This is a genomic window from Rhizobium sp. SVR5-2C (genome assembly GCF_056755115.1).
The window spans coordinates 42,389-63,717 of record NZ_JBNDHT010000020.1 but is presented as its reverse complement, the minus strand read 5'-3'; the positions used below and the strand labels follow the sequence as shown (position 1 = coordinate 63,717).

Sequence of the window (21,329 nt, the reverse complement as noted above, 5' to 3'; positions counted from 1 at the left end):
TGTCAGCGCCGCGAAGAAGACGGCAAGATACTGAACGTCGAGACTGGCAAGCCCTTCAGCTACGATGATGCTTGTGTCGCACTCGGTTCGACCGTGGGTTACGACAAAGTCGCGGCTGAGGCGGCACAAGCAGCCGTCAAGAGGTTTTTAGCTGAAGTATTTCACCTCAACTGATCCGGTATCCTGGATCAAGCATTTGAAGGGCGGTCGGCGTTTCTCGCAGACTCGCTGCCTAACCACTTGTGTGAGTCTTATTCCGATTATCTCACGAGCAATAAAATTATCGCGCCTGGCGGCACCTACGACGACTGTTGGGCGCTGAACCAATATAGAGGCCTGCAGACTTTGCCGGAAAAATTGACACCGCAGGAACTGGACTGGTCGGTCGAAATATCATCGGTGGAGTTCGCGAGTGATCGATAAAATTAGTAGAGCAGCTTCGACCTCCTACATGGCCTCCGCCATAACAGCTGCTGTGCGACGAGATGAACAACGTCTCCTTCCCGCCGGATGCGTCCATTGATTGCCATCATCGATGCCTCAAGCGTCTCGTCTTCGAGTGTGATGAATATCACACCCTTTGCGGACCCTGGCCGTTGCCGCACAAGCACCAAACCGGCGGCCATCAACCAACAGCCATCGCGAGCTGACATCGCTTCGGCGGAGGTGACGATCCGACGCTCCGCGAGATCGCGCCGTAGAAAGCTGATCGGATGTTCGCGTAGCGTCAACCCGGTGTGACTATAGTCCTCGACGACGTTATGACCGGCCGTCATCTGCCGGAGTTCAACCTCAGGCTCCTGTTGCTCGGCAATCATCCTTGCCTCCCGTTCGGCTGCTGCCGCAAACAAGGGCAGTGGCTCGTCACGGAGCGCTTTGATCGCCCAAAGTGCATCACGCCGCTGAAGCCGGAGCGACGGCAGGAAGGCGTCCGCCTCGGCTAGCTCGACCAAAGAGGCAGCAGGAACACTCGAACGCCGCCACATGTCGTCGACGCTGTCAAAGTGTCGATCCGCGCGAGCGGCCACGATCCGGGCAGCATCGGCGGTCGCAAGCCCGCTCACCATTCGCATGCCAAGCCGGACGGCGTGCCTGTCCGAGCCGTCGATGGGCTCCAGCGGCAATCCCACCGGGACCGATTGACGCAAACCGGCCAGACCTCGACGCCATGCTCGCGGGCGTCGCGGACGATCTGCGCAGGCGCATAGAAGCCCATGGGCTGCGAATTCAGGAGCGCAGCACAAAACACATCTGGGTGGTGGCACTTGATGTAGTTCGAGGCATAGGCGATCAACACGAAGGAGGCGCGTGGCTCTCGGGGAAACCATAGCTGCCGAAACCTTCCAATTGACTGAAGGTCTTTTCCGCAAACTTCGGGGTGTAGCCGTTTTTGACCATCCCGCTAACGAGCTTGTCTTTGAACCTGCTCATGCCGTCTGACCGTTCTCCGCTTCTGTCGACCGATTGAAGCAGCGGTAGAAGATTAGCTTTATCTGAATTATTGTCCACTCTCGGGCGGAACTATTGGTCGTCGAGGTTGTTAGCGATCACACGGCTGCGGCTCCATGTCGTTGCCGCACCCAAGCTTGACAGGCGACCGAGGCCCTACGGCGAACTTTTCGGACTTTGAGTCCGACAACAAACCGCGCGGTAACTCTGCGCCCTTACAAAGGAAATGGACGATGTCCCAGCCCGCCACCTCGCGATTGCCACGAGATGCCGACTATGTAGCAGACCCTCGCGTTACCGCCTCCCACCATAAGATATCGTGGGGTGCGATCTTTGCGGGCGTAATCCTGGCACTTTCCACCCAGTTCCTGCTCAATCTGCTAGGCGTCGGAATTGGGGCCGCAGTTCTTGATCCTGCAACTTCGGACAATCCCGCAGCGTCAACTTTTTCCATCATCGGCGGGCTCTGGTTTGTCGCCGCTGGGATAGTCGCTGCCTATATCGGCGGATACGTGTCGAGCCAAGTGTCCGGGCGGCCGGACAAATCTACGGGCGGGTTCCATGGCGTGGCTGCCTGGGGCCTAACGACGCTCGTCGTGCTTTATCTGCTGACTACCTCGGTTGGCGCTCTTGTCGGGGGTGCCTTCAGCGGTCTGTCGAGTATCGTCGGCGGTGTCGGCCAGACGGCCGCATCGGTGGCATCGACGGCTGCCCCGTCAATTGCCGCCTCCACCGACCCAATGGGCAACATCGAGCGGCAAATTCGTGATGCCAGCGGTGGAAACGACCCACAAGCACTTCAGAATGCGGCCATGGCGGCAATGCGGGCTGTCGTGACTGGCGATCAGTCCAAGGTCGACGAAGCTAAAACCAGGGCCGCAGACGCCCTCGCCAAGGCACAAAACATCCCTGTCGACCACGCCAGAGCTAAGGTCGACGAATACCAGAAAAGCTATTCGGACTCCGTGGACGAAGCAAAGCGGCAGGCATTGGACGCTGCTCAGACAACGGCAACCGTCGTTTCACGAGGCGCACTACTTGGCTTCGTGGCGCTAGTTCTAGGAGCACTCGCCGGTTGGTTCGGAGGCGTCGCAGGTATCGTACGCTCGACGGCGGTCCAGCAGCATCCCGTAGCAAGAAATCCCTAATTCTAATAAAGGAACACGAATATGGCACCCTCAAAACACCTGAACGACCTCCTCTATGAAACCATGAAGGACATTTACTTCGCCGAGAAGCAAATCCTCAACGCTCTCCCTAAGATGGCTGATGCGGCGCAGTCCCCGGACCTCAAGGTGGCCTTCGAGACACATCGCGACCAAACCGAGGATCATGTTCAACGGCTGGAGCAAGCCTTTGAATTGATCGGAAAGCCTGCCGAGCAAAAGACCTGCAACGCCATCCTTGGCATCATTGCTGAAGGCAAGGAAGTGATGGAGGAGTTGGATGGAACCGACGCACTGGACCCTGGCCTCCTGGCTGGCGCACAAGCCGTCGAGCATTACGAGATCAGTCGATATGGCACGATGGTAACCTGGGCGAAGACACTTGGCCTCGATGAAGTGGCGGAGCTGCTTGCTCAGACCCTCGACGAGGAGGAGGAAACAGACCAATTGCTTTCTCAAATTGCCGAAACGACAGTGAATGCTGCTGCGGCATAATCAGCGCGGGCCGCGTCGAAAGGGGCGGCCTCGCACCACCAGACATCGAAATGGAGGTAAGGCAGAAGTCCACCAGCCAATCGAGTTGCTGAGCAACGAGATGAACGACGTCCCCTTCTCGCTGAACCGTTGATCGCCATCATCGACGAGCCAAGGACGACTTAGCGGCGGCGTTCGAACAACGATGGCTAAACGACAACATTCGCTGGCCCGGTCTCGTCCTCGATCGTGATGAACATGACACCCTTCGCTAGGCTTCTGCCTGACAAGCACAAGGCCCGCTGCCATCATCCAGCGGCCGTCCCGAGCATTCATGGCCTCTGCGCAGGTGACGATGTGGCGAGCTAGCTTGGCGGGGATGTCCTCGGCGGGTTTGCGCCAAGAGTTGGTCATCAGCAGGCCGATCGGGGCGCATGACTCGTTTCGACCCGTTGCGGACCTTGGCTCAGTTACCAACAATAATGGCCTGCCAGAAGGATTCTCTAACCGATGAATTATCTAGCTACGAAAATCCGCATGACCTGTGATGAAACGACAGTCCGAGCGTGGGCCGCCTACAGGATCGAGCATCTCGAAGAGGTCTCCGTAGCTCTGCGGAATGAGAACTGAGGCATGAAATGTGGTTTATCGGCAGGGATTGTTCGCTGTTCATCGTGGGGGTTATGGACGTTGACGATCACCCCACCTCACAAGCAGTGGCAGCCAAGTCAGAACTATCGGTAGACGAAGTACACAAGAATTTCAAAGCGCACTGGGACAAGGGCAGCGCCGAAAGGCTCAGCATTGATCCAGCCAGAAGTCCTAGATGATTGAACTCCTTTTCGAGGCGTATGCCTGACGCCCGCTTCTGTGCGAGGTCCGCTTGGGGCCGATTGTGTTGAAAAACTCCGGGGTTGCCTGCACCGCAAATCACTGATTCACCTCTAATATCTGAAGTGGAGCGAAGCAGATGCTGGGACCGAGGCAAGTCGATCAGGCCGCATTGTTTTACGAGTATCTCCATCGAGGGCCACATCCCATATGGTTCGCTCGATCGACCGTTTTGGCGACCGGTCGGCGGTTCGAGGAGAGCTGATGAGTTTCGCTAGACGCCGGAACATTCGATAGACTAGGCGGTTTATTATTTGGGATCGTGTGGGAGGCTGATTGTTTCGCCCCTTCCTTGCCCTTGGAAGGCCGCGCGATCCTCTGGATCAGAGTGCCCCGTTTCGGCGGGTTTTTTTCGGCCTACCCTTGCCGAGCACCGGAACATTGCGGAACTCAGCTTGTTATAGACGTAGGCCACGCGGCCATCTTTCTCATCGTGATGCCGCCTGGTTCCAAGTGCTGCAGGGGCTGCCCTGCGGTATTAGGTGCGACAGGGCTCGCTTTGTGAACTCTTTGACGAGCCCTAGTCGTACCACTTTCGATCTTGTCTCCCGCGTCGTAGAGTTGCCCAAGGTTGGGCAGGCCTTCGATGATCCAAGAACGGGTATTTTCAATACCGATGGAGAATGGCGACGTGGCAATATGCCAGCGAAGTTTGCCGACGTGTGATCGGCCCGCAGTTCGAGCCTTTCTTGCTCTAACGAGCTCTCAGCGTAATCCCAATTGATTATTGACGAGCAGGCGTTGCCTGCGTTTTAGTTTTAGCCGCTGTAGCCCCCAAGCACAGCATTCAACCCCACGGCAACCCTTCAGGTTCAAACTGCCTACGCCGTGGTATGCGACAGGGCTCGCCATTTTTGAACCTTTTGGACGAGCCCTGGTCGTGCCAGTCTTCTCACCACGCACGTGTGGAGCGGACAATGAGAGACCGAGGAGATCCTTCAGGGAGCCGAGGGAGCCAATTTGGCCCGTATGGCTACTACTGACGGCCGGCGCGATCGGAATGGCTTTGAGTATCGTCATCGATTTCCAATCCTTTTGGGGCTATTCGACTGAACTTGAGGCGGGCTATTCGACTGAACTTGAGGCGGGCTGTTGACGGAACCGCGGCGGCTCTGTCCGCATTACAGCGGCATACTCGCACTCTCCACTCGCCCCGGCCGCGCGCTGGGGCGCTTTTTTGGCTTTGCCTCGTGCTGGTGCCGCGCGGTCCCCGTCTGTTTGCCGCCAGTTCCATGCTGTAGGCTCTGAGGAACACCTATAGCATGGGCAACAAGGGCTCGCGAGACCATCAATATGCTTGGCCGGAAACACCGACCGGCCCTGATCTCGTTGACATCTGGTCGGATGTGCTCACCCGCCCGATCGTCTATGGCGGTGATGATCTCACAGGCTTCGAGCAGAACCTCGCGGCAATCATGCCGAAATAGATGGCTTACGAGATGCGGCTGATGGCTGACAGCTATGTCAGCGACGCCGTGGTTCCGGAACGGAGCGATGCCGAGCGGCTACCGCTATCCTTGGCCGCCCGCTCCATACCTACCGCGCTTTTGCCGAGGCAATCGCCGAGCGCGATGCAGCTTGCAGGCAAGGGCGTGTTCGGCCCTCCACGCGATCGCGCGGAAGCCAGCATGTTCTTCGCCCGCTCGGCTATTGCTCTTGGGACCCGCGCTCCGGCTCTTCCGGCACAAGGCAATATGGCGGCCGACCGCATCATCATCACCGATCCGCTCTCCGGTCTTCCTGCGAGGTCTCGCTTCGCTGCGACGGCTAGGTTGCGATGCGCGCGTAGGTTTATAAGCCAACCGCCATTCACTTGCGCCGATCTATCAAGTGGATCATAATTTGACCGTGAGATTGGCGGTAGGCAGGCGGTGGTTACGGTTCACGACCGCCCGATCGTTTGAAGGCTGACACACGCGGATATCCTGACTGCCCCCCAACCGCAATCCGGGACAAGTTGCATCGATGGGAGGATCAATCATGAAGCCGCGATTCCTCAGCGCGCGCCGTATAAGCGTACTTATGTTCTCACTGTGTGCTTTTGGGCTGATGACGTCAGCCCCGTCGTCCGAAGAAAGCAAGTTCTTCGTCAAGCCGGTGGTTGAAAAAAGGTGAAGGATCTGCCTTCCGGACCGTTGTACTGGCGGCTGGAGAATTTCCCGACACTGAAGCAAGCCCAGGCCGCCGCTGGCCCGACCTCGCTTGCCGCGGACGTTGCGGACAAGATCTGGCTGTTCACGCTCGGACCCAAGGATGGGTCCACAGCAGGCGGAACCAAGGTCGTCGAAATTGGCCCCCTTCCGCCGATCAGCGCGAATGAATATTTGCTGCGCGTCAATCGCGCCGGTGGAGCGCCCGGCACCAAGACAGCAATCCATACGCATCCGGGATCAGAGGCATTCTACGTGCTGGCCGGCAAGCTCGGTCAGAAAACGCCCCACGGCGTGACCTATACTGAAGCCGGCATGACTAGGACCGGACACGGGCCCGACACGCCGATGGAGGTGTTCAACGCCGGCACAACCGATCTCGATGAGTTGGCCATCTTCGTGGTGGACGCCAATCGGCCGTTCTCGTCGCCGGCCAAGCTCGACTAGAGGGAGTGGCGTTCCCAGTGGCATCTCGGCAACCAGACTGGTGGAGGTGTCGATAACGTCCCAGCCGGGCAGCAAATCGCGCGTCAGTTGTATCTGTTGGTGCTCATCGGGTTATCGCAGTCTTGGATGATTTGTTCCAAGCGAAAGGGCCGCTGCGGGCGAGACCTGAAAGCGCTGGATGCGCGCTCTTCCCCGTCATAATGCGGTGGCAAGCACTGAGATGGGAGAGGCCCGCCTGGGGAGAGGCGGGCCAGTTATCGGGCTCGGGAGGGGGAGGAAGAGCCCACGCACATATAGCGTTCGGTCAGCCGCATCCGCCGTTCGCCGTTCATCGAGGTAAGGTTCATCTCGCCGGACGTTACCGCGGGAAGCCAGACATGAGCGGCCTGGCCGATCTTCGCCGGGACGATATCGACGTCGACGGCGGAGAGGCCGCGGTCGCGGATCGCCGCAACGATGGCGTCGACCATCGCCTCGCGGTCGCCGTATGCGACGCTCGACATCGCGTTCTTCACCTTGTCGGTCCGCTCCTTGTAGACGCGCTTGAACTCCATTGCGTTAAAGGTCGCCTTGTAGTGGTCGCAGGCCCATATGTGGTGAACGCCGCCCTTGCCGCTGATCAGAAGTTGGTCGACGTAGGTCGCGGGCCGCCCAACATGCACATCACTTGGCCGGACATAACCTTCCTGGTGGCCGCCGAGCCGGACGACGCCGCCGCCCATCTGGCCAATGTTGCCAGTCGCCGGCGCAATGTTCACAAGCGCGCCGTTGGTCCGGTAGTTGTCGTTGCCCCAGATCAATCCCTTCTCGTAGCAGAACATCGCACGCCGACGTTTCCCGCCTTCCTTCGGCATTCCGATCCATTCGGCCGCCTTCACGATGTCCTCGGGCTTTAGGCCCGTGATCTTCGCCGCGTCGTCGACCGATATCCGGCAGCCTTGCACGGCCGCTTCGAAACTCGTGAGGTGACCGGGTTTGGCGGGAGACACGCCCTCCGCCGGATAAAGGGGCGGGCGTGGCGGCGCGTCGTGCGACGTGCTCTTGTCGATGAAATCCTTCTGCAGCCTTTACCGGCCCCGGAAGGCATCCTGCCGCACAAAGAAGCAGCGGTACTACAGCTACAACGCGGATAGATGGGTAACCAAATCAACCTGCGTTTGCTACCGGTAGGGCGGGCTTGAAAACCGGGGAGAGACACCAGCGCTCGAGCCGTGGTTGGGTATGTGGCTGCTGATGGGTCTGGCGACGCTCTTTGCGCTGGCCGGCGTCCTCGGCAGTTTGGCGAGGCTGTTCGGATTTCTCGGCTGAGGCTCAGCCGGTACGCTACCGGACCGGGAACATCAACGAATCTAATAGTTTTGCACCATGGACGAAGTGGCGCAGCCCGTTGGGCGCGCTGCGTTTGTTCCAATCATGTTTGCGGGATTTGGGGTTGTTCCTGCGCATCAGGGGGCGACAGGCTCGCTTTCCGTAGGGCGGGCCCTCGCCCTCTGAGTAAGCCTCTCCGTAATGGTCACTGACTCCAGATCCGAAGGGCCTAAACAGAATGAAGGTGCCAAGCTATGATGTGGACGATGTTCAGCGCATCGAAGACTGCCATCGCATCTTCGATCAAGTGACAAAAGAAATCCTTTTGCGCGCGGTGGAAGCAGGCTGGCGCGAAACCGAGGCCTCGATAGCGCTCGCAGACGCTGCAGAGCGATATGTGATGCATGTCGCCGCCGCCCCGCGCGTCCGTCATGCTGCGAATGGTAACGTGCCGCGCGAAACATGATTACTGGATCCGCTATGGCGATCGCTCGCCCGGCCGGCGCATGCTGGTCAAATTGCGCGATAGAATTTCCTTTAAAATTGCGCGCGGTCTTCGCCATGCGGAACAGGCGCCCGACAAATGGCGTTTCCTGTTTTAAGGAGGACAGCTGATGAAGCGAAAAATAGTCGAGGCGACGGTCACGGTTGATGGCAAGCGGGTGCCTGTGGGCATCATGAATACGAAGCAGGCGCTGGAAATGCCGAGGGAGGAGGGCATGAAGTTCAGTCACCCCAACGGCAAGCCTGGAGACAAGCTTTTGAGCCATAAGGAGCTCAAGGAAGCCGTAAAGCCCAAATAAATGTACAGCGGGCCACCCTTGATCCCGCACCGGACATTTTGGAGCTTCGCTTTTTACAAAGGTGGGGTTCGCGGGAATTCTTCGTGGACTTCTTCCGTATCACTCTCAAACGGAAGACCTTGCGATTTCACATTGCAAACACCAAACTCGCCCCGCTTCGGCGGGGCTTCTCTTTGGCCGAAAAGTCTATCAGACTGGGAACGTAGCATCCGTTCGCCCGTTACTTAGGTGGATTGCGCACGTGCACCGCCCTGCAAGCGCATCCGGCCAGCCACACTGGCGACCTGACCCCGCAACTCCCTCAAAGCACGCGGGGTCTCTTTTTGTCGGTACGCTAGCTGACTGGAACGTTTGCGGGTGTTGACTGGTTATCAGCATGGCCGCGCGGCGTCTTCCTGTTAACCGCCAGCGATGAATGACCCTTCGTCGTGGCGCCCGCGCGGTCACCGTTTCCCGAACACCTTCGGGAGTGATCAATGAGCGATCCTGATCGATATTCCGGCAGACCTCTACGGCGTACCTTGGGCGTGTGGATTTTGATAGCGCTCGCTGTCGCCCTGGCTTTTCTGCTTTCTTGGCTCTTCGGATGGTTGGGCCCCACAGACCCGCCGGCACCCGACAGCTGTTAGCGTAATGCCAGTTGATCATTGACGAGCAGCCTTTTCCGCCTACCTGACTCTCGACGCTGATGCGTAGCGCCCTGCCACGGCAAAGCGATAAGGTCCAACCAGTCCGCGCCGTGGTCTGCGACAGGGCTCGCCATTTCTGACACGTTTGGACGAGCCCTGGTCGTATCTCCGCATTATTGCGATGGCCCTGTCTGCCCCGCAGAGAGCCTCTGTCGTTCAATACGGTCGATCCGCTCTCTCAGGTCGAGCAGGATATCCCTCGCGCCGTAGACATTGCCCTGCGCCTGCTTGACGTCGTCGATTTGGCGCTGCTGATCGGTGAACCGCTGGTCATAGCTGGCAAAGACACGATCGAGCTCTTCCCTCGGTACCTGGGCATCACCCTGGCGCGATCCTCGGCGCTTCGCTGTGTGCGCCATTCAAGCTCGCTCTGCGTCACCATCTTCTCTGCGAGGATCCCGACGGATTGCTTCAGGTCGCTGGTTGCCTCCCGGATTGGGAGATAAGCAAGGCCGCCGAGCATCGCCGCGAACGTCAGCGCCACGCCGAGGGCCTGCCATTGCGGCTTGTTCCGCTCTGCCAGGTTCGTCGACAGAGCTGCGATCGATGCTCTCGTCTCGTTCGCCAGCGCCGTTACGGCGGCATCGATCCCCTTGAACCCAGCCCGCATCTCCGCTTCAAGATCGGTCTGCCGGCGCCCGAGATCGGTCACCCGCTCGTCGAGCTGGGCTGTCACTGCATCCGTATAAACTCGGTGTGCATCATTGTTGTTCATGTCATCCGCCGCCCCTGCCCTTCAAAATGCTCTATGCCTGCTTGACCGGCGAAAGCCGATCGACTATTTCGCCGCCGCCGTGCTCAGCAAGCTTTGAGGCGGCACCAGGAGGGCTCGGCCTGACGAGGAGGCCGGGCCCTTGCTACCAGCAGCCGTGAGAGGCGCCGAAGCGATTGTGTGACGCCACCTGGTTGGCAAACCGCCGATCCGTCTTGAGGATGAGGACCGACGTCTCAAGGCTTGGCTGAAGCTTCTCGAACCCGGCGCATGCAGTCGGCTTTGTCGCTGTCTGGCAGCCCGAAATCATTGCACAGAGCGGCAGCATCAAGAGAAGAGACTTGACCATTGATCTTCCTTTTTCGGCAAAGCGTTTGACCGCGGCTTCCAGTGCGACGGTTGCGGCTTGCTGGCGTCCCTCAGAGCGCCCAATGAGGATTGCGGGATAGACGACCAGCGCGGCGCCCAAGGCCGCTCCCGCGCCGATCTTGAGCCATTCAGGCAGCAGCTTGAGCATTGACCGCCACCTTCAGATCGAGAGCATCCTGCAGCTCATCCCTCTTGCGCTTCGCATACCAGCGATAGGCAAGGCCGCCGATCGTCAACACGGCGCTGGCGATGATGAGCCCCGCGACAAGCTTGCCGATGAACTCGCTGCTGGTGCTGAGCGTCAATTGATCCTGGGCCTGCTGCAGCTCGATCTCAAGGCCAACGGAGCCGGTTGCCCAGGCCTGCCCGACAGCGCGCACGCCGTTGACGCGGGCCGTCCAGCCCCTGCCGAACGTCTTCCATGTCTTCAGCGCCTTGAGGAAGGCCAGACGGCGGTCGAGGATGCGCGCAATCAGGCTGTCCTTGTCATTGACGCCGCCGAGCGCCAAGAGCGTCCCCTGCCCTAGAATACCGTCGATGAGCCCCTGATAGAGGCCCATCGCCTGAAGCGCGCGCTGCAGCCATTTGACGGACTGCGCGACGCCGGAATGCACCGACCCGTCGAAGGCGACATAGGAGACACCAGGCGCCAGCTTGTCGCCCTTGATCTCGTCCCAGTACTTCTTGCGGTAGATGGCCTCCAGCTCGGAGGTGCTAATATTTCTTACCGGCATGAGGGGCAGGCCATGCGAGCGGCGATACTGGTCATAGACACGCTGCGTCACACCCTTCATCGTTGCGCCGCCTGGATCCTTCGGATTGTTGGAATAGCCGCCTTCGATGATAAACACCTTGGCGAGAGAGCGTGCGAATTCGTTTGCGGGGTCACGCGACGAAGTCCATGCGCCAGTTGGCCTCTGCAACCTTGACATTCGCTAACAGGCGCGATGCCTGTTCGGATGCGGTCTTTGGGCTATACCCGGCGCGGATCGCAGCCTGGGTGGCATTGAGATCAATCAGATACTCTTCGACAAAACGAAGCTGCTTTACACCGAGCATGCCAGACCTCGATATCAGGCCGATGCCTTTTCGGCGTAGAACTTATCGGTCACGTCCTTCGTCTCCTGCTCAAGGGCCCTCTTCTGGACCTGCAGCGAGATCGAGTGTCTCTTTTCGCCGTTGACGATTTCGATCCGGTCCTCGGTGATCATCGCGTGGGCCATGATGGTGACCGGCTGTCCGCTGTCGAAGTCGCGATCGGTGAGACTCATCTTCTTGAGGGTCGTGTAATCGAGGAACAGCGTGAGGCCGTAGGCATAGTCCGGACGATCGGATTCGGTCGGCCCCTTCTCCCAGCGGTCGAGTTCTTCCTTCTTCTCTGCCGCAGTGCGCGCGAGGTCGACCATCGTTGCCATGGTGTTATCCCTTGTTGGAGTTATCCAGCCTGCTTGTTGCCGTCTTGCCTTTCGCAACCGTTTGGGCGAAACCCTCATGCCTGCGTTTGTCAGGACTGGCATGGGGGATCTTAGGAATGAGCAAAGACGAAGACGCGCTGTTGGCGGATCAAATCAATGGCGCTGCCGATAAGGCGAAGGCCGAAAAAAACAATAACGTCGATTATCTTAGCCATGGCTGCAGCCCTGCACACTCAGTTTCCGCATCGAACCGAAGCTGAAATCCTAGAGAAGATGAAAGACGCTTGGCGAGCACGCAAACTCTACTGGGCCTCCTGAGCAAAATCATTTCTACTGGCCGGTGAGGCCGTCGCATTTCGCGATATGAATTTTCTACCAAATGGACCACACGGCATAGACGAGACAGGCGCCAGCAACAGCACAGAGAAGCGCGAGGATCGCGCGTTCTGCACGGGGAGTCATAGCTGCCACCACATAGGCAGCGAGCTCATGAAGAACATCAACGCCACCAAGGCGAGATAGACGATCCATGCGTTGCGGACAGGAGGAGGTAGGCGAGCCAGACGGCCTTCCTGGCGATGTGTAAGGCTTGATCCTGGGCGAACGTCGTCCTGCCCTGCACCTTTGCCTCGCCGATGATCGTGTGAGCCAGCCATTCCGCTAACCCGATCCACACATTGCCGGTGACCAGCCCTACGCCGGCGCCTACCGGAATGTGCGATCAGGTGATAAACGCGCAGCGGGCCTGATTGTTTGGCCTTGGAGAGGAAGTCACCCTGCAGCGGGTAGTCGAGCAGCCAATGCACTGCGAGGAGCATCAGCGCCAGCGTCAGAATGCTTTCCATGATCTCTCCTGAATGGCTAACCCCGGAGCGGCGGCGCGGGCTTGCCTGCCTGAACTAATTCCACGTGTCGTGCGTTCCTCCGCTCCAATGGAGGGGACGCAATGGCAGACGATAAGAAGGACGTTGGTCGCGACCGAGAACGCGTAGCCGCCGGGCAAGCTTACGAGCTCAAATACTTCAGACGAAAGCACCGTCTCACTACCGAGCAGGCGAAAGAGATCATCAAGAAGGCCGGCAACAGTCGAACCAAGGCCAACCAGTTGGCTGAAGCACTATACAAGCAGCTTCTTCGCGAAGGCGTCACCCCAACCCCCAGGCCGGAAGCATAGCTGAGACGAGAGGGAGCGAACCTCGAACCCATCCCCACTTAAACTTTCGCAAGTCTTTTGCGTTCATACCGCGAAGACAAACCTCGCGTGATCAGCCCTATTTGGCTGTATTCCAGCAGTGAATCGGTAACCATCATGAGAGCAAAGCCACCGTCATTTTTCTGTCATGTGGTAACGTTCGCACCAGAACGATACGGAAAGTACCATGCCCCACCGCGCTTCCGACTATGTCGGCATTCCGACAACCGTGCATTCCTGGTCATCAGGGACACGGAACAAGACATTCGGCTGCTTCGAAAAAGCCTTAGAATATTGCCGGATGAACATTGCTGACCTCCAAGCCATCGAGGTCTTCGTGCACTCCGGGCAAATGCCGGAACCTATCGTCAGCGGCGGCGATCTGGAGGCGCTGATCAGACCTAAGCGCCACACCTGAGCGATTAAGCTCGCAGCTTCCGAGCTGACCTCGGACAAATCGGAGTCTCCGCTCCATTCAGAAATGGCTGGTTCACCCAGATACGGGATCGAGAACGCCTATGGACAATCAGATGCTAACAACTACCTGTCCAATAGGCCTCGGACGCGTAACTTTTGGAGGACCAAGTCATGAATCGAAACATGATCATTGGAATCGTCGTTGTTATCATCATCATAGTAGCTTTGGCGGTGCTTTTCGGACGCGAGCGACCAGGTGGGACCGCAACAGCTCCGGGCTCGCCCCCCGCTTCTACTGAGACCACACCGCCGGCTAACCCCGCACCAACTACACCAGCTCCAAACTGAAGCGGGTCGCTCTCCAAATGAAAAGCCCGCCACCGGGTGGTGACGGGCTGCAAACTATAATCTGATGCGCCACCCTATAGCGAAAGGCCGGTTTGCTATAAAGTTGGCCTCGAATTGGTGCCGGGCTACCCTCCCGGCCTGGCCGACGGCGCTGGTGCATGCATCAGCGTTCTCTATGGGCGGGGCGCGTCGGCTTCCCCTCGTATTGCTATGCGGCGTGAACTGATTGCCTTTTAGCGATTTCGCCAACCGGCACTTTACCTGTAGCTCAACTTCACCTTGCATCTTTAAGGCGAAAGAGCATCGTCACCCCATGCCGACACACCGTTCATTTCCGCCGCATCGATACCAGACGAAGAAGCAGGCATTGCCGCTCTTCACGATGCAGTCGTTCTATCTGGCGATCATCGGCGCCGGCTTGCTTGGATACGTCGGTGTCGACGTGATCAACTCCCTCGCCCCAACGATGAACCTGGGCGGCGCCTGCGACATCAAGGGCAATGTTAGCATCAACAGTGGCGAGCGCATCTACCACGTTCCCGGCCAGAAGTTTTACGCTGAGACCAAGATCTCACCCCAATACGGCGAGCGTTGGTTCTGCTCCGAGGCAGAAGCTCGCGCTGCTGGTTGGCGAAAAAGCCTCGCGATAGAAAACCCGCCTCCGATCTCTCGCGGCTGGCTGTGATGGTGCCCGATCCACTCCGGGACCGGGCCAATGCGCCGTATCGATCCGACGATGGTGATTGTGTTGTGTCTGCTTGCGGACCATCCTCGGGCATATGCCCAGATTGCCGACATCAGAGCAGAAGTCGGCACGGCTGGTCGTACCGCAGTCTCCAGGACCTGCCGATCCACGGCAATGAAGTGACGGTAAAGCTTCAGTTAAGCCGCTGGCGTTGCACGTATCGGCAGTGCAAACGGCAAACATTCACCGACCCGGTCCCGGCGATAGCCTCGCCCTACGCCCGCAGGACAAGGAGGGTCGCCGTCTCGCCCGGTCCTTTAGCCAATACTTCGATATCCACGAAGAAGCGAATTTCGAACATGCCGTCATGGCCGAGGAAGCGAACTCGTCTGGAGATCTCGTCATAGCTTCTGGCTCCGTTGTGAAATTCAATTGCCATGAGAGAACTCTCAATCTTCTTGTCGTAAACACGCGATGCCGACGAGATCGCAGCGGTCAGCGATCGGTCATTAGAGCTCGGCATCCTTCGCCAGAGCCGCTTCGATTTCCTGCATAGAAACTCGCAGGCGCTGCCTGGTGCCCACGCCTGTCGTAATGGCCGGTATCTCAAGGTTCTCCGGAAGGCGGAAAACGACAGGCCCTCGATCTCTTCCTCCTCAACAATCAGGCGGTACGTCCCCGCTTCAAGGGGAACCATCAACGAACTGAGAGCGAAGGGACGGGCGAATGTTATTTCAGTTTCTGTGGTCCGTTCCATCTTGAATGTGATTCCAGCGTGAGGTGATTTTGCGGGTCTATCGACAGCCACGGCACCAGCCGAGGCTGTTGCCGTGGGCAGATCCAAAATGGCTGCGCTACCAGAAGACACCCTTGAGCGTGACATAGAGAATGAACGCCAGACTCAGTGCTGGTGTTGATTTGACGAGAAAGTCCATGTAGCGAAACCGAAGAGCGGCTCGCATCAGATTGTCCTTGGAGTAGATAATGGAGGCGGAAGACATGTCGTCCTCCTTTGTTGGGGCTGGAACGCTATCGGCGTCCGCACCCGGCAGCGCCCGTTTCAGAAGCTGCCGATAGCTTACAACTGGTGTACCAACAGAACAATTGCAATGTGCCCCCTGCGTTTCCCCATCTGTCGGAGAGGCGGCGAAAAGGGCGATGACTTAAGAGATGGAAGTCAGCGCGTGAGGCCGGAAGATCAGGGAGAGCCGCGGCAGGCGGTCAGACGTTCCGCCGTGCCTTGCAGACGGGAGTAGAGGGAATTTTCGCCGTAGCGCTTTCCTTCTCAACCGATGCCCATAATTAAACCAGTGCGATTATGCGCCATGACGAAGGAGCTTGGGGCCGGTGGGCTTGTCTGTTCTGATCATCTTCCTCGTGATCGTGCTGGCTCTTTATCTCATCAACCGTCTTCCGCTCGACGCCCGCACCCGGCAGATCGTCCAAGCCATCGTGATCATCGCCGGCATCGTTTTTCTGCTCAGATACCTAGCAGTCTTCTAGTCCTACCCGTTATGCGCTCCCCACCCGGCTATTCTCGGCACCGGCGCGCGCAACAGCGGGCCAGTGATGTCCTGCACGATCAAGAGGACCGGCCGGACTCAGCCGACGTATTGACGTACAGGTATTCCACCTCCAGCTGCCCGACCTTCTCGCGCTTCAGCTGACCGGAGGCGAGGAAGTCCTGGTTCATGGAGGACACTCCAACACGCAAAGCGATCTCAGCCGGGCCTTCTGGATCTCGATCGGCACGGCGTCGCCAGTGGGCGCGCCCCAGCCTTCGCGGTTGACAACGTCCAGACACGGCGGCCATGTCAGGGGCCAGTGGGCGCGCGCTTTCCGCCTGTATCCCTGACGCCCTCGTAAGAACTGGACAGGAACGCCGTGGCGCGGCGCGGCCGTGCACTTGGAGATGCGGAATCGAAACTGGTGAGTTTGACGGTATACCGCCTCTGATGAAGCAAAAAACCAAGCTTGCCTCAAAAAAGATCATAGCTTTGCATATCAGTAATCCGTTTTTACTACGATTTATTGTTGAAAAACTGTTTGCAGAAAACATGTTCGCCGTTTGTATTCGGCATTTATATACATCGATGACAATCGAACGTTTAATTTCGGTCCAACAGTACAATGATCATTACTTGAATACCTCTTTGAATGAACGTTTATGTGGATTGTTTACATCGGGTCTTTTAAAGCGCAGTATAAAGATCCGGACTCCCATTGGCTTCCTGGTCCGAGCGCGGGCCCGCCACGATCCCAATAATCAACCTGATTAGAGGGAATAAAATCATGGCACTCGATCAAATTCATGAACGGACAAAGCCCTACGCGATTGGCCTAGTCGTTGGGCTTATCGCCGCACCGATCATACGTTTCAATGCTGGATGGATTACCACCACCACTACCGGCACTCTGGCCGCAGAGACGGCCAGAGTGGATGCGCGTACGGGCGTCTGTTGAACTGCGGCCGGCGAATGGCTACTTCCAGCAGCGCCGACCTTGCAAGTTTTAAGGCTACGACCACCGTGCGAATCGTGACGAACTGGTAGCAGCATTATAGCCGCTATTCAAGTTCCAGTGGACGTCCTCGGCAAGGTCAGCATGAGTTGCAGTCGCTCACTATCCTGAAGCGCAGCGGATGCCGCGTAGTTAGATCAACCAGAACGAAGAATTAGGAGGTCGCTATGAAAAGCCTCATTCCCGCTCGCTTCTACACGTACGATTTCACGCGCCTGTTCGTATCGCTTGCCTTCACGCTGGCGATTGCCGTGATTGTCTATTCGGTCCTGTTCGGAAGCATCCTTTAGCTGTCTGATCATGCGTGCATCCGCTTCATGAAGCTGGAGACTTGCTGGATGACGTTCGGGGTGCCGCGCCGCTGAATAAAGCTGGTAAGTTATCCCGACATTAGCTCAGGCGCATAAAATCGCCCTGGCTCTCGTCCTTTGACCCTTCCTGTCGGCAATAATGTGGGCCGCAGTGATTTGTTTCTCGACTTGGCCTATCTACCGCCGATGTGAACGTGCTGTCGGAGGCAACCGGGCGGCTGCCGCCGCAGCTATGACGGTGCTGGTGGTCTCTGTTGTGGCCGCACCGTTTGCTTTCCTCCTGACGGCGCTCGCCGACGATATGAAGAATCTGGCCGAAGGAATAACGCGCGTGCTAGAGCAGGGTCATCGCTGCGACTTTCTCAACGAGGCCAACAATATCGTCCTGGTCGGCGGCCCTGGAACGGGCAAGACGCATGTTGCCACCGCGATCGGCGTGCAGGCCATCGAGCATCACCATAAGCGGGTTCGGTTCTTCTCGACCGTCGAACTGGTCAACGCGCTCGAGCAGGAGAAAGCCCAAGGTCGCTCCGGCCAGATCGCCAGCCGTCTGGTCCACTCCGATCTCGTCATCCTCGACGAACTCGGATACCTGCCATTCAGCGCATCAGGCGGTGCATTGATCTTCCATCTACTGAGCAAACTCTACGAGCGCACCGGCGTCATCATCACCACCAACTTGAGCTTCAGCGAATGGGCAAGCGTCTTCGGCGACGCCAAGATGACCACCGCCTTGCTCGACCGGCTTACCCATCACTGCCACACATCCTCGAAACCGGAAACGATAGCTTCCGCTTCAAAAACAGCTCAGCGCACGAACCCAAAACCGCAAAGGAGAAAAGCAAAAACTTGACCACCACCACCGACCCGAAACATACCTAAGAGGCGGGTCAATTCTCGGCTCTGACTCACATTTGCTGCTGTTGAAGATGACGCTTTCGCTGATTCATTGGAGGATCAGTGGAGGTGCCATTGATTTCAGCACGCGAACCTCGCGCCAGACGGCTTTGCAGTAGATGCGGTCAAAGTTGTCGGAGCGAACGTTCAAATCCAGTTGCGATCGCGTCGGCCTTTTTGTCTTTGTCCAGACTGCGGGAGACAAGGCCGAAGAGTTCAAAGCCGATATGTGCGTCGACTAGCGGACCTGCCGCTCGGTGGTCGGCGTGTGGAACTGACTATCCTCGCGCGTCGGTTCTGGTGTGATGGTGTTCTGTGCGGCGACGCATTTTCTGCGAGCAATTTGATGATGGCGTCTTAGCTCGTTACGGCCGGCGCACGCAGAGACTCGAGACGATAATCCATCATCTTGGCCTCGCACTAGGCGGCAGGCCAGCGGCAGCTTTCGCCAACCGCCTTATGATGCCGGTTAGTAACGATACGCTGTTGCGGGTGGTTCGTCGGCGTGTCGTCCAACGGAGTGACGAACTGACTGTCATCGGCATCGATGATTTTGCCTTTCGGCGCGGCCAAACCTACGGAACGATTGTTTGCGACCTGGAGCGCCGCAGACCCGTCACTCTGTTGCCGGATTGCGCGCTGGATACTTCTCGGGCTTGGCTCGCCGAGCGCCCGTCTATATCAATCGTCGCTCGCGATCGAGGCGGCGGATATGGCGAGGCGATCGCCAAGGCTTTGCCGCATGCTGACCAAGTTGCAGACCGTTGGCACCTCATGGAAAACTCGAGCCGAGCGTTTCTCGATGCTGTTAGCAAGGCTATGCGCCAGATCAGACGGACGGTGGGCAGCAATATAGTAGATCCCAAGCTTCTGACCTATGCCGAAAGGCTGCAGTACGAGGGATATCTGCGTTGCCAGGAGACGAATAAGGTTATCCTGGAACTGTCGAAAAAGGGGATCTCAACCAGGCAAATCGTGAGGCAAACTGGCCATAGCCGCAAGCTTGTTCGCTTCTGCGCCTGAGCATCGATCTGGCCGTCCATCTTCTCGACTTCCAACTGCTTCTTGCGGATATCGAGCTCGCGAAGTTGCATCTCCCGAGCGCGCGTTTTGGCGCGCTGTTGGCTTTCCAGCAGGATCGCCCGGACCTTTTCCGATGCCTCGTACGTCCGCATCTCGGCGTCATGATCGGCAAGCTGGCCCTTGATCTGCGTATCGCGGGCGAAAGCGTCCTGCTTGAGCTTGGCATCGAGCGCCTTCGCGTTGGCATCAGCATCGGCCTGCTGGCTTAGCATCCATTTTCCAGTCTTCCTCGACCTCGGCGATCTCCGGCCATTGCACTACGCCCTCTTGCCTCTGGCCTGCAGCCTGAACAAACTGATTATGCAGTGCGTTTTTAGGACTGGCATGGGTCACCAATGGAGGGATGGATGGCGAAGATCGTCATGGCAAAGCGGCGAAACCTGAGGGGCCGGCTTGAGGATTGTCACATCAATGACGCTCTTTACCGACGTGGTTCAGTCTACCCTTGCGCTGAATGCGGTCGGTACGTCAGGCCCTACGACAGCCTTGATGACGAACCGCGGTTCAAACACATGACTACGTCACCAAACTGCAGCTTTTCCCGGCGCCGCTCTAAATCGAAGCGGTAAAACTCGGCTGATCCACTTTCACGCCGTGTATGAAGGGTGGCTAACCCCGGAGCGGCAGCGCGGCTCTCCACCTCACGAGTGTGGCCATTGCCCTGTTGCCGGGGACAAGCCTGATGCCGTGGAATAACCTAGCATTGGCAATGCTGTTAAACTGCACTGCGCCTCGTTGGCGTTCATCGTTATCTGTCGATGCAACCAGAAAAGGAAACCCACATGGCTAGATACGCCGTCTATTTGAGACACTCGGTTGAACAGGTCGGACATCTCACGATCGAAGACAGTCGTTCGATGGCCGATTTGCCAAACACACTTCAGAGTGTCGGCTATATCCTCACAGAGGAAGTCACGGCATTGGGTGGAAGACCGGTCAGGGGGCAACAGTCCACTATATTCCTCGGCGACGTAAGCCGGATTCAACCGACCCGAATAGAGAAATGCCCCGGACTGGCCTTGGGCTAACCTTGGGAGGACCAGATGAGCGAAAAAGACGATGAACTGCTTATGCTGGAGATCAACGCGCTTGCCGACCGGGCCGAACAAAACAGAGGTCGACCGACAGACGTCAAAGCCATGGCTGTGACCATTTGGTCCAACTTTGATAATCTCTCAATCGAAGACATCGAGGCCAAAGTGAAAGACGTTTGGCGTGCCCGAAGCCTCGATTGGGTCGAATGAGAAAACTGTTCCTAACGGTACGCATAAAGCAGTGCCGCAATGCCAATGAGGCAGAGCACGATAAGAACGGTGCGTACGGCGTCATCCCTCATAGCCGCCGCAATGTGAGCAGCGCTCCCCCTACTATTCCGCGGCAAAGTACTAAGCACCCGCATTAGGCCGGCTTGATAGGGGTTTGACCGCTTTCACCGTGGGCTGCCCGTACGGTCAGCGAGCAACATGATCAACGCATCGCGTTCGGGACCAAATGGCCGCCGATCGAAAAATGCTGTGAGAGCCATCGTCGTTTCATGGCCACCCGACGGTGGGTTACCACGGTGAAGGACGAATTCACTATTAGTAACGTCGTCCGTTCCTAAGAACCATCGATCACCATTGGTGCTCGATGCAAACTCCTTCAGATGTTCCATCTCCTTCTCCTTCTTCAAGACCAGAACATAGGGCGCTCAGCCTGGATTGCGAAAAATCTTTTACCTAGATCCCCTTCTACCCTCAGATCTTCGGCTAGGCGGCGCGACGATGCGATGACGTCCCAGGGAGTGGTTGTCTAATCGAATCCGGTCAGTCAAGGTTGCTTGGTCATTCGCATTCTTCGCCGTTGCGAGCACGCAAGGCGACAGCGTAGTTCGATTGGTTGTAACTCAGCGTCGTAGTCTGATTGAGCTATCCGGATGCCAGGAGCAGGGTGTTGTCTCCACAATCGGCAAAATGTCGCCGCACGATGCTTTTCGCAGGTAGGACCTTCCTATGTGTAGCGCG

General features: G+C 57.7%; 23 protein-coding genes and 9 pseudogenes. 19 read left to right on the top strand and 13 right to left on the bottom strand.

What is annotated here, in order from left to right; all coding sequences use genetic code 11:
- Positions 1-425: 425 nt before the first annotated feature.
- Positions 426-1,434 (bottom strand): annotated as a pseudogene (locus tag ACPYOI_RS08455) (helix-hairpin-helix domain-containing protein); the annotation flags it as partial.
- A 248-nt stretch (positions 1,435-1,682) separates the two neighbouring features.
- Here ACPYOI_RS08455 and ACPYOI_RS08450 point away from each other — a divergent pair.
- A complete protein-coding gene (locus tag ACPYOI_RS08450) occupies positions 1,683-2,597 on the top strand; it encodes a PhnA-like protein (RefSeq protein WP_481422788.1) in 915 nt (304 codons plus the stop codon).
- A 21-nt stretch (positions 2,598-2,618) separates the two neighbouring features.
- Positions 2,619-3,110 carry a YciE/YciF ferroxidase family protein gene (locus tag ACPYOI_RS08445; protein ID WP_168833744.1) on the top strand — a complete coding sequence of 164 codons (492 nt, stop codon included), beginning with the start codon at positions 2,619-2,621 and terminating at the stop codon, positions 3,108-3,110.
- 82 nt (positions 3,111-3,192) lie between these two features.
- Here ACPYOI_RS08445 and ACPYOI_RS08440 read toward each other — a convergent pair.
- Positions 3,193-3,452 (bottom strand): annotated as a pseudogene (locus ACPYOI_RS08440) (hypothetical protein); the annotation flags it as partial.
- A gap of 1,790 nt (positions 3,453-5,242) precedes the next feature.
- Here ACPYOI_RS08440 and ACPYOI_RS08435 point away from each other — a divergent pair.
- From ACPYOI_RS08435 to ACPYOI_RS08425, 3 genes are all read left to right on the top strand, one after another.
- Positions 5,243-5,407, top strand: coding sequence for a hypothetical protein (locus ACPYOI_RS08435; RefSeq protein WP_168833745.1), 165 nt, complete (start codon positions 5,243-5,245; stop codon positions 5,405-5,407).
- 21 nt (positions 5,408-5,428) lie between these two features.
- Entirely contained in the window at positions 5,429-5,821 is a 393-nt protein-coding gene (locus ACPYOI_RS08430) for a hypothetical protein (RefSeq protein ID WP_481422787.1), read from the top strand.
- Between the two features lie 270 nt (positions 5,822-6,091).
- Positions 6,092-6,577 (top strand): cupin domain-containing protein, encoded by a 486-nt coding sequence (locus tag ACPYOI_RS08425; RefSeq protein WP_481422786.1) that lies wholly within the window; start codon positions 6,092-6,094, stop codon positions 6,575-6,577.
- Between the two features lie 290 nt (positions 6,578-6,867).
- Here the strand turns inward: ACPYOI_RS08425 and ACPYOI_RS08420 are convergent.
- Positions 6,868-7,500, bottom strand: a pseudogene (locus ACPYOI_RS08420) (arsenate reductase (azurin) large subunit); the annotation flags it as partial.
- Positions 7,501-8,123: 623 nt separating this feature from the next.
- On the opposite strand from ACPYOI_RS08420, the gene ACPYOI_RS08415 reads away from it, so the two are divergent.
- Together ACPYOI_RS08415 and ACPYOI_RS08410 are read left to right on the top strand one after the other, a co-directional pair.
- Positions 8,124-8,351: a hypothetical protein gene (locus ACPYOI_RS08415; RefSeq protein WP_481422785.1), complete on the top strand. Its 228-nt coding sequence runs from the start codon at positions 8,124-8,126 to the stop codon at positions 8,349-8,351.
- A gap of 148 nt (positions 8,352-8,499) precedes the next feature.
- On the top strand, positions 8,500-8,688 hold the full coding sequence (locus ACPYOI_RS08410) for a hypothetical protein (RefSeq protein WP_481422784.1): 189 nt from the start codon (positions 8,500-8,502) through the stop codon (positions 8,686-8,688).
- An 867-nt stretch (positions 8,689-9,555) separates the two neighbouring features.
- Here the strand turns inward: ACPYOI_RS08410 and ACPYOI_RS08405 are convergent.
- The 5 genes from ACPYOI_RS08405 to gp10 form a co-directional block, all read right to left on the bottom strand.
- Positions 9,556-10,092: a hypothetical protein gene (locus tag ACPYOI_RS08405; RefSeq protein WP_481422783.1), complete on the bottom strand. Its 537-nt coding sequence runs from the start codon at positions 10,090-10,092 to the stop codon at positions 9,556-9,558.
- A gap of 142 nt (positions 10,093-10,234) precedes the next feature.
- Positions 10,235-10,606: a hypothetical protein gene (locus ACPYOI_RS08400; protein WP_481422782.1), complete on the bottom strand. Its 372-nt coding sequence runs from the start codon at positions 10,604-10,606 to the stop codon at positions 10,235-10,237.
- Positions 10,587-11,381: a glycoside hydrolase family 108 protein gene (locus ACPYOI_RS08395; RefSeq protein WP_481422781.1), complete on the bottom strand. Its 795-nt coding sequence runs from the start codon at positions 11,379-11,381 to the stop codon at positions 10,587-10,589. Before ACPYOI_RS08395 ends, ACPYOI_RS08400 begins: the two co-directional genes overlap by 20 nt.
- Positions 11,344-11,517, bottom strand: coding sequence for a terminase small subunit (locus ACPYOI_RS08390; RefSeq protein ID WP_481422780.1), 174 nt, complete (start codon positions 11,515-11,517; stop codon positions 11,344-11,346). Before ACPYOI_RS08390 ends, ACPYOI_RS08395 begins: the two co-directional genes overlap by 38 nt.
- 14 nt (positions 11,518-11,531) lie before the next feature.
- Positions 11,532-11,873, bottom strand: coding sequence for a capsid staple protein (gene gp10, locus ACPYOI_RS08385; RefSeq protein WP_481422779.1), 342 nt, complete (start codon positions 11,871-11,873; stop codon positions 11,532-11,534).
- A 116-nt stretch (positions 11,874-11,989) separates the two neighbouring features.
- Here gp10 and ACPYOI_RS08380 point away from each other — a divergent pair, with 116 nt between their 5' ends.
- Positions 11,990-12,133 carry a hypothetical protein gene (locus tag ACPYOI_RS08380; protein WP_481422778.1) on the top strand — a complete coding sequence of 48 codons (144 nt, stop codon included), beginning with the start codon at positions 11,990-11,992 and terminating at the stop codon, positions 12,131-12,133.
- Between the two features lie 198 nt (positions 12,134-12,331).
- Here ACPYOI_RS08380 and ACPYOI_RS08375 read toward each other — a convergent pair whose 3' ends face one another.
- Positions 12,332-12,718, bottom strand: a complete 387-nt coding sequence (locus ACPYOI_RS08375; protein WP_481422777.1) for a hypothetical protein — start codon at positions 12,716-12,718, stop codon at positions 12,332-12,334.
- A 101-nt stretch (positions 12,719-12,819) separates the two neighbouring features.
- Between ACPYOI_RS08375 and ACPYOI_RS08370 the strand changes: the two genes are divergently transcribed.
- The 4 genes and pseudogenes from ACPYOI_RS08370 to ACPYOI_RS08355 form a co-directional block, all read left to right on the top strand.
- Entirely contained in the window at positions 12,820-13,047 is a 228-nt protein-coding gene (locus tag ACPYOI_RS08370; RefSeq protein WP_481422776.1) for a DUF3606 domain-containing protein, read from the top strand.
- 205 nt (positions 13,048-13,252) lie between these two features.
- Positions 13,253-13,483, top strand: coding sequence for a hypothetical protein (locus ACPYOI_RS08365; RefSeq protein WP_481422775.1), 231 nt, complete (start codon positions 13,253-13,255; stop codon positions 13,481-13,483).
- 660 nt (positions 13,484-14,143) lie between these two features.
- Positions 14,144-14,515 carry a sunset domain-containing protein gene (locus ACPYOI_RS08360; RefSeq protein ID WP_168833254.1) on the top strand — a complete coding sequence of 124 codons (372 nt, stop codon included), beginning with the start codon at positions 14,144-14,146 and terminating at the stop codon, positions 14,513-14,515.
- Positions 14,515-14,847: pseudogene (locus tag ACPYOI_RS08355) on the top strand (transposase family protein); the annotation flags it as partial. The gene ACPYOI_RS08360 and the pseudogene ACPYOI_RS08355, both read left to right, overlap by 1 nt.
- On the opposite strand, the gene ACPYOI_RS08350 reads toward ACPYOI_RS08355, so the two are convergent.
- The 3 genes and pseudogenes from ACPYOI_RS08350 to ACPYOI_RS08340 all read right to left on the bottom strand — a co-directional run bounded on the left by ACPYOI_RS08350 (position 14,790) and on the right by ACPYOI_RS08340 (position 15,516).
- Positions 14,790-14,954 (bottom strand): DUF1488 family protein, encoded by a 165-nt coding sequence (locus ACPYOI_RS08350; RefSeq protein WP_481422774.1) that lies wholly within the window; start codon positions 14,952-14,954, stop codon positions 14,790-14,792. The pseudogene ACPYOI_RS08355 and the gene ACPYOI_RS08350 overlap by 58 nt on opposite strands.
- A 70-nt stretch (positions 14,955-15,024) precedes the next feature.
- A pseudogene (locus ACPYOI_RS08345) lies at positions 15,025-15,272 on the bottom strand (hypothetical protein).
- Between the two features lie 97 nt (positions 15,273-15,369).
- Positions 15,370-15,516 (bottom strand): hypothetical protein, encoded by a 147-nt coding sequence (locus tag ACPYOI_RS08340; RefSeq protein WP_481422773.1) that lies wholly within the window; start codon positions 15,514-15,516, stop codon positions 15,370-15,372.
- Positions 15,517-15,862: 346 nt separating this feature from the next.
- On the opposite strand from ACPYOI_RS08340, the gene ACPYOI_RS08335 reads away from it, so the two are divergent.
- The 7 genes and pseudogenes from ACPYOI_RS08335 to ACPYOI_RS08305 all read left to right on the top strand — a co-directional run bounded on the left by ACPYOI_RS08335 (position 15,863) and on the right by ACPYOI_RS08305 (position 20,570).
- Positions 15,863-16,018, top strand: a complete 156-nt coding sequence (locus tag ACPYOI_RS08335) for a Thivi_2564 family membrane protein (RefSeq protein WP_168833197.1) — start codon at positions 15,863-15,865, stop codon at positions 16,016-16,018.
- 789 nt (positions 16,019-16,807) lie between these two features.
- Positions 16,808-17,146, top strand: a pseudogene (locus ACPYOI_RS08330) (hypothetical protein).
- Between the two features lie 56 nt (positions 17,147-17,202).
- Entirely contained in the window at positions 17,203-17,325 is a 123-nt protein-coding gene (locus ACPYOI_RS08325; RefSeq protein ID WP_281408131.1) for a hypothetical protein, read from the top strand.
- 142 nt (positions 17,326-17,467) lie between these two features.
- Positions 17,468-17,692, top strand: a pseudogene (locus tag ACPYOI_RS08320) (AI-2E family transporter); the annotation flags it as partial.
- Positions 17,681-18,228 (top strand): annotated as a pseudogene (gene istB, locus ACPYOI_RS08315) (IS21-like element helper ATPase IstB); the annotation flags it as partial. The pseudogenes ACPYOI_RS08320 and istB, both read left to right, overlap by 12 nt.
- Positions 18,229-18,337: 109 nt before the next feature.
- Positions 18,338-19,254: pseudogene (locus ACPYOI_RS08310) on the top strand (ISL3 family transposase); the annotation flags it as partial.
- Positions 19,255-20,369: 1,115 nt separating this feature from the next.
- Positions 20,370-20,570 (top strand): hypothetical protein, encoded by a 201-nt coding sequence (locus ACPYOI_RS08305; protein WP_481422772.1) that lies wholly within the window; start codon positions 20,370-20,372, stop codon positions 20,568-20,570.
- Between the two features lie 185 nt (positions 20,571-20,755).
- Here ACPYOI_RS08305 and ACPYOI_RS08300 read toward each other — a convergent pair whose 3' ends face one another.
- Entirely contained in the window at positions 20,756-20,980 is a 225-nt protein-coding gene (locus ACPYOI_RS08300) for a hypothetical protein (RefSeq protein ID WP_168833245.1), read from the bottom strand.
- Positions 20,981-21,329: the final 349 nt, after the last annotated feature.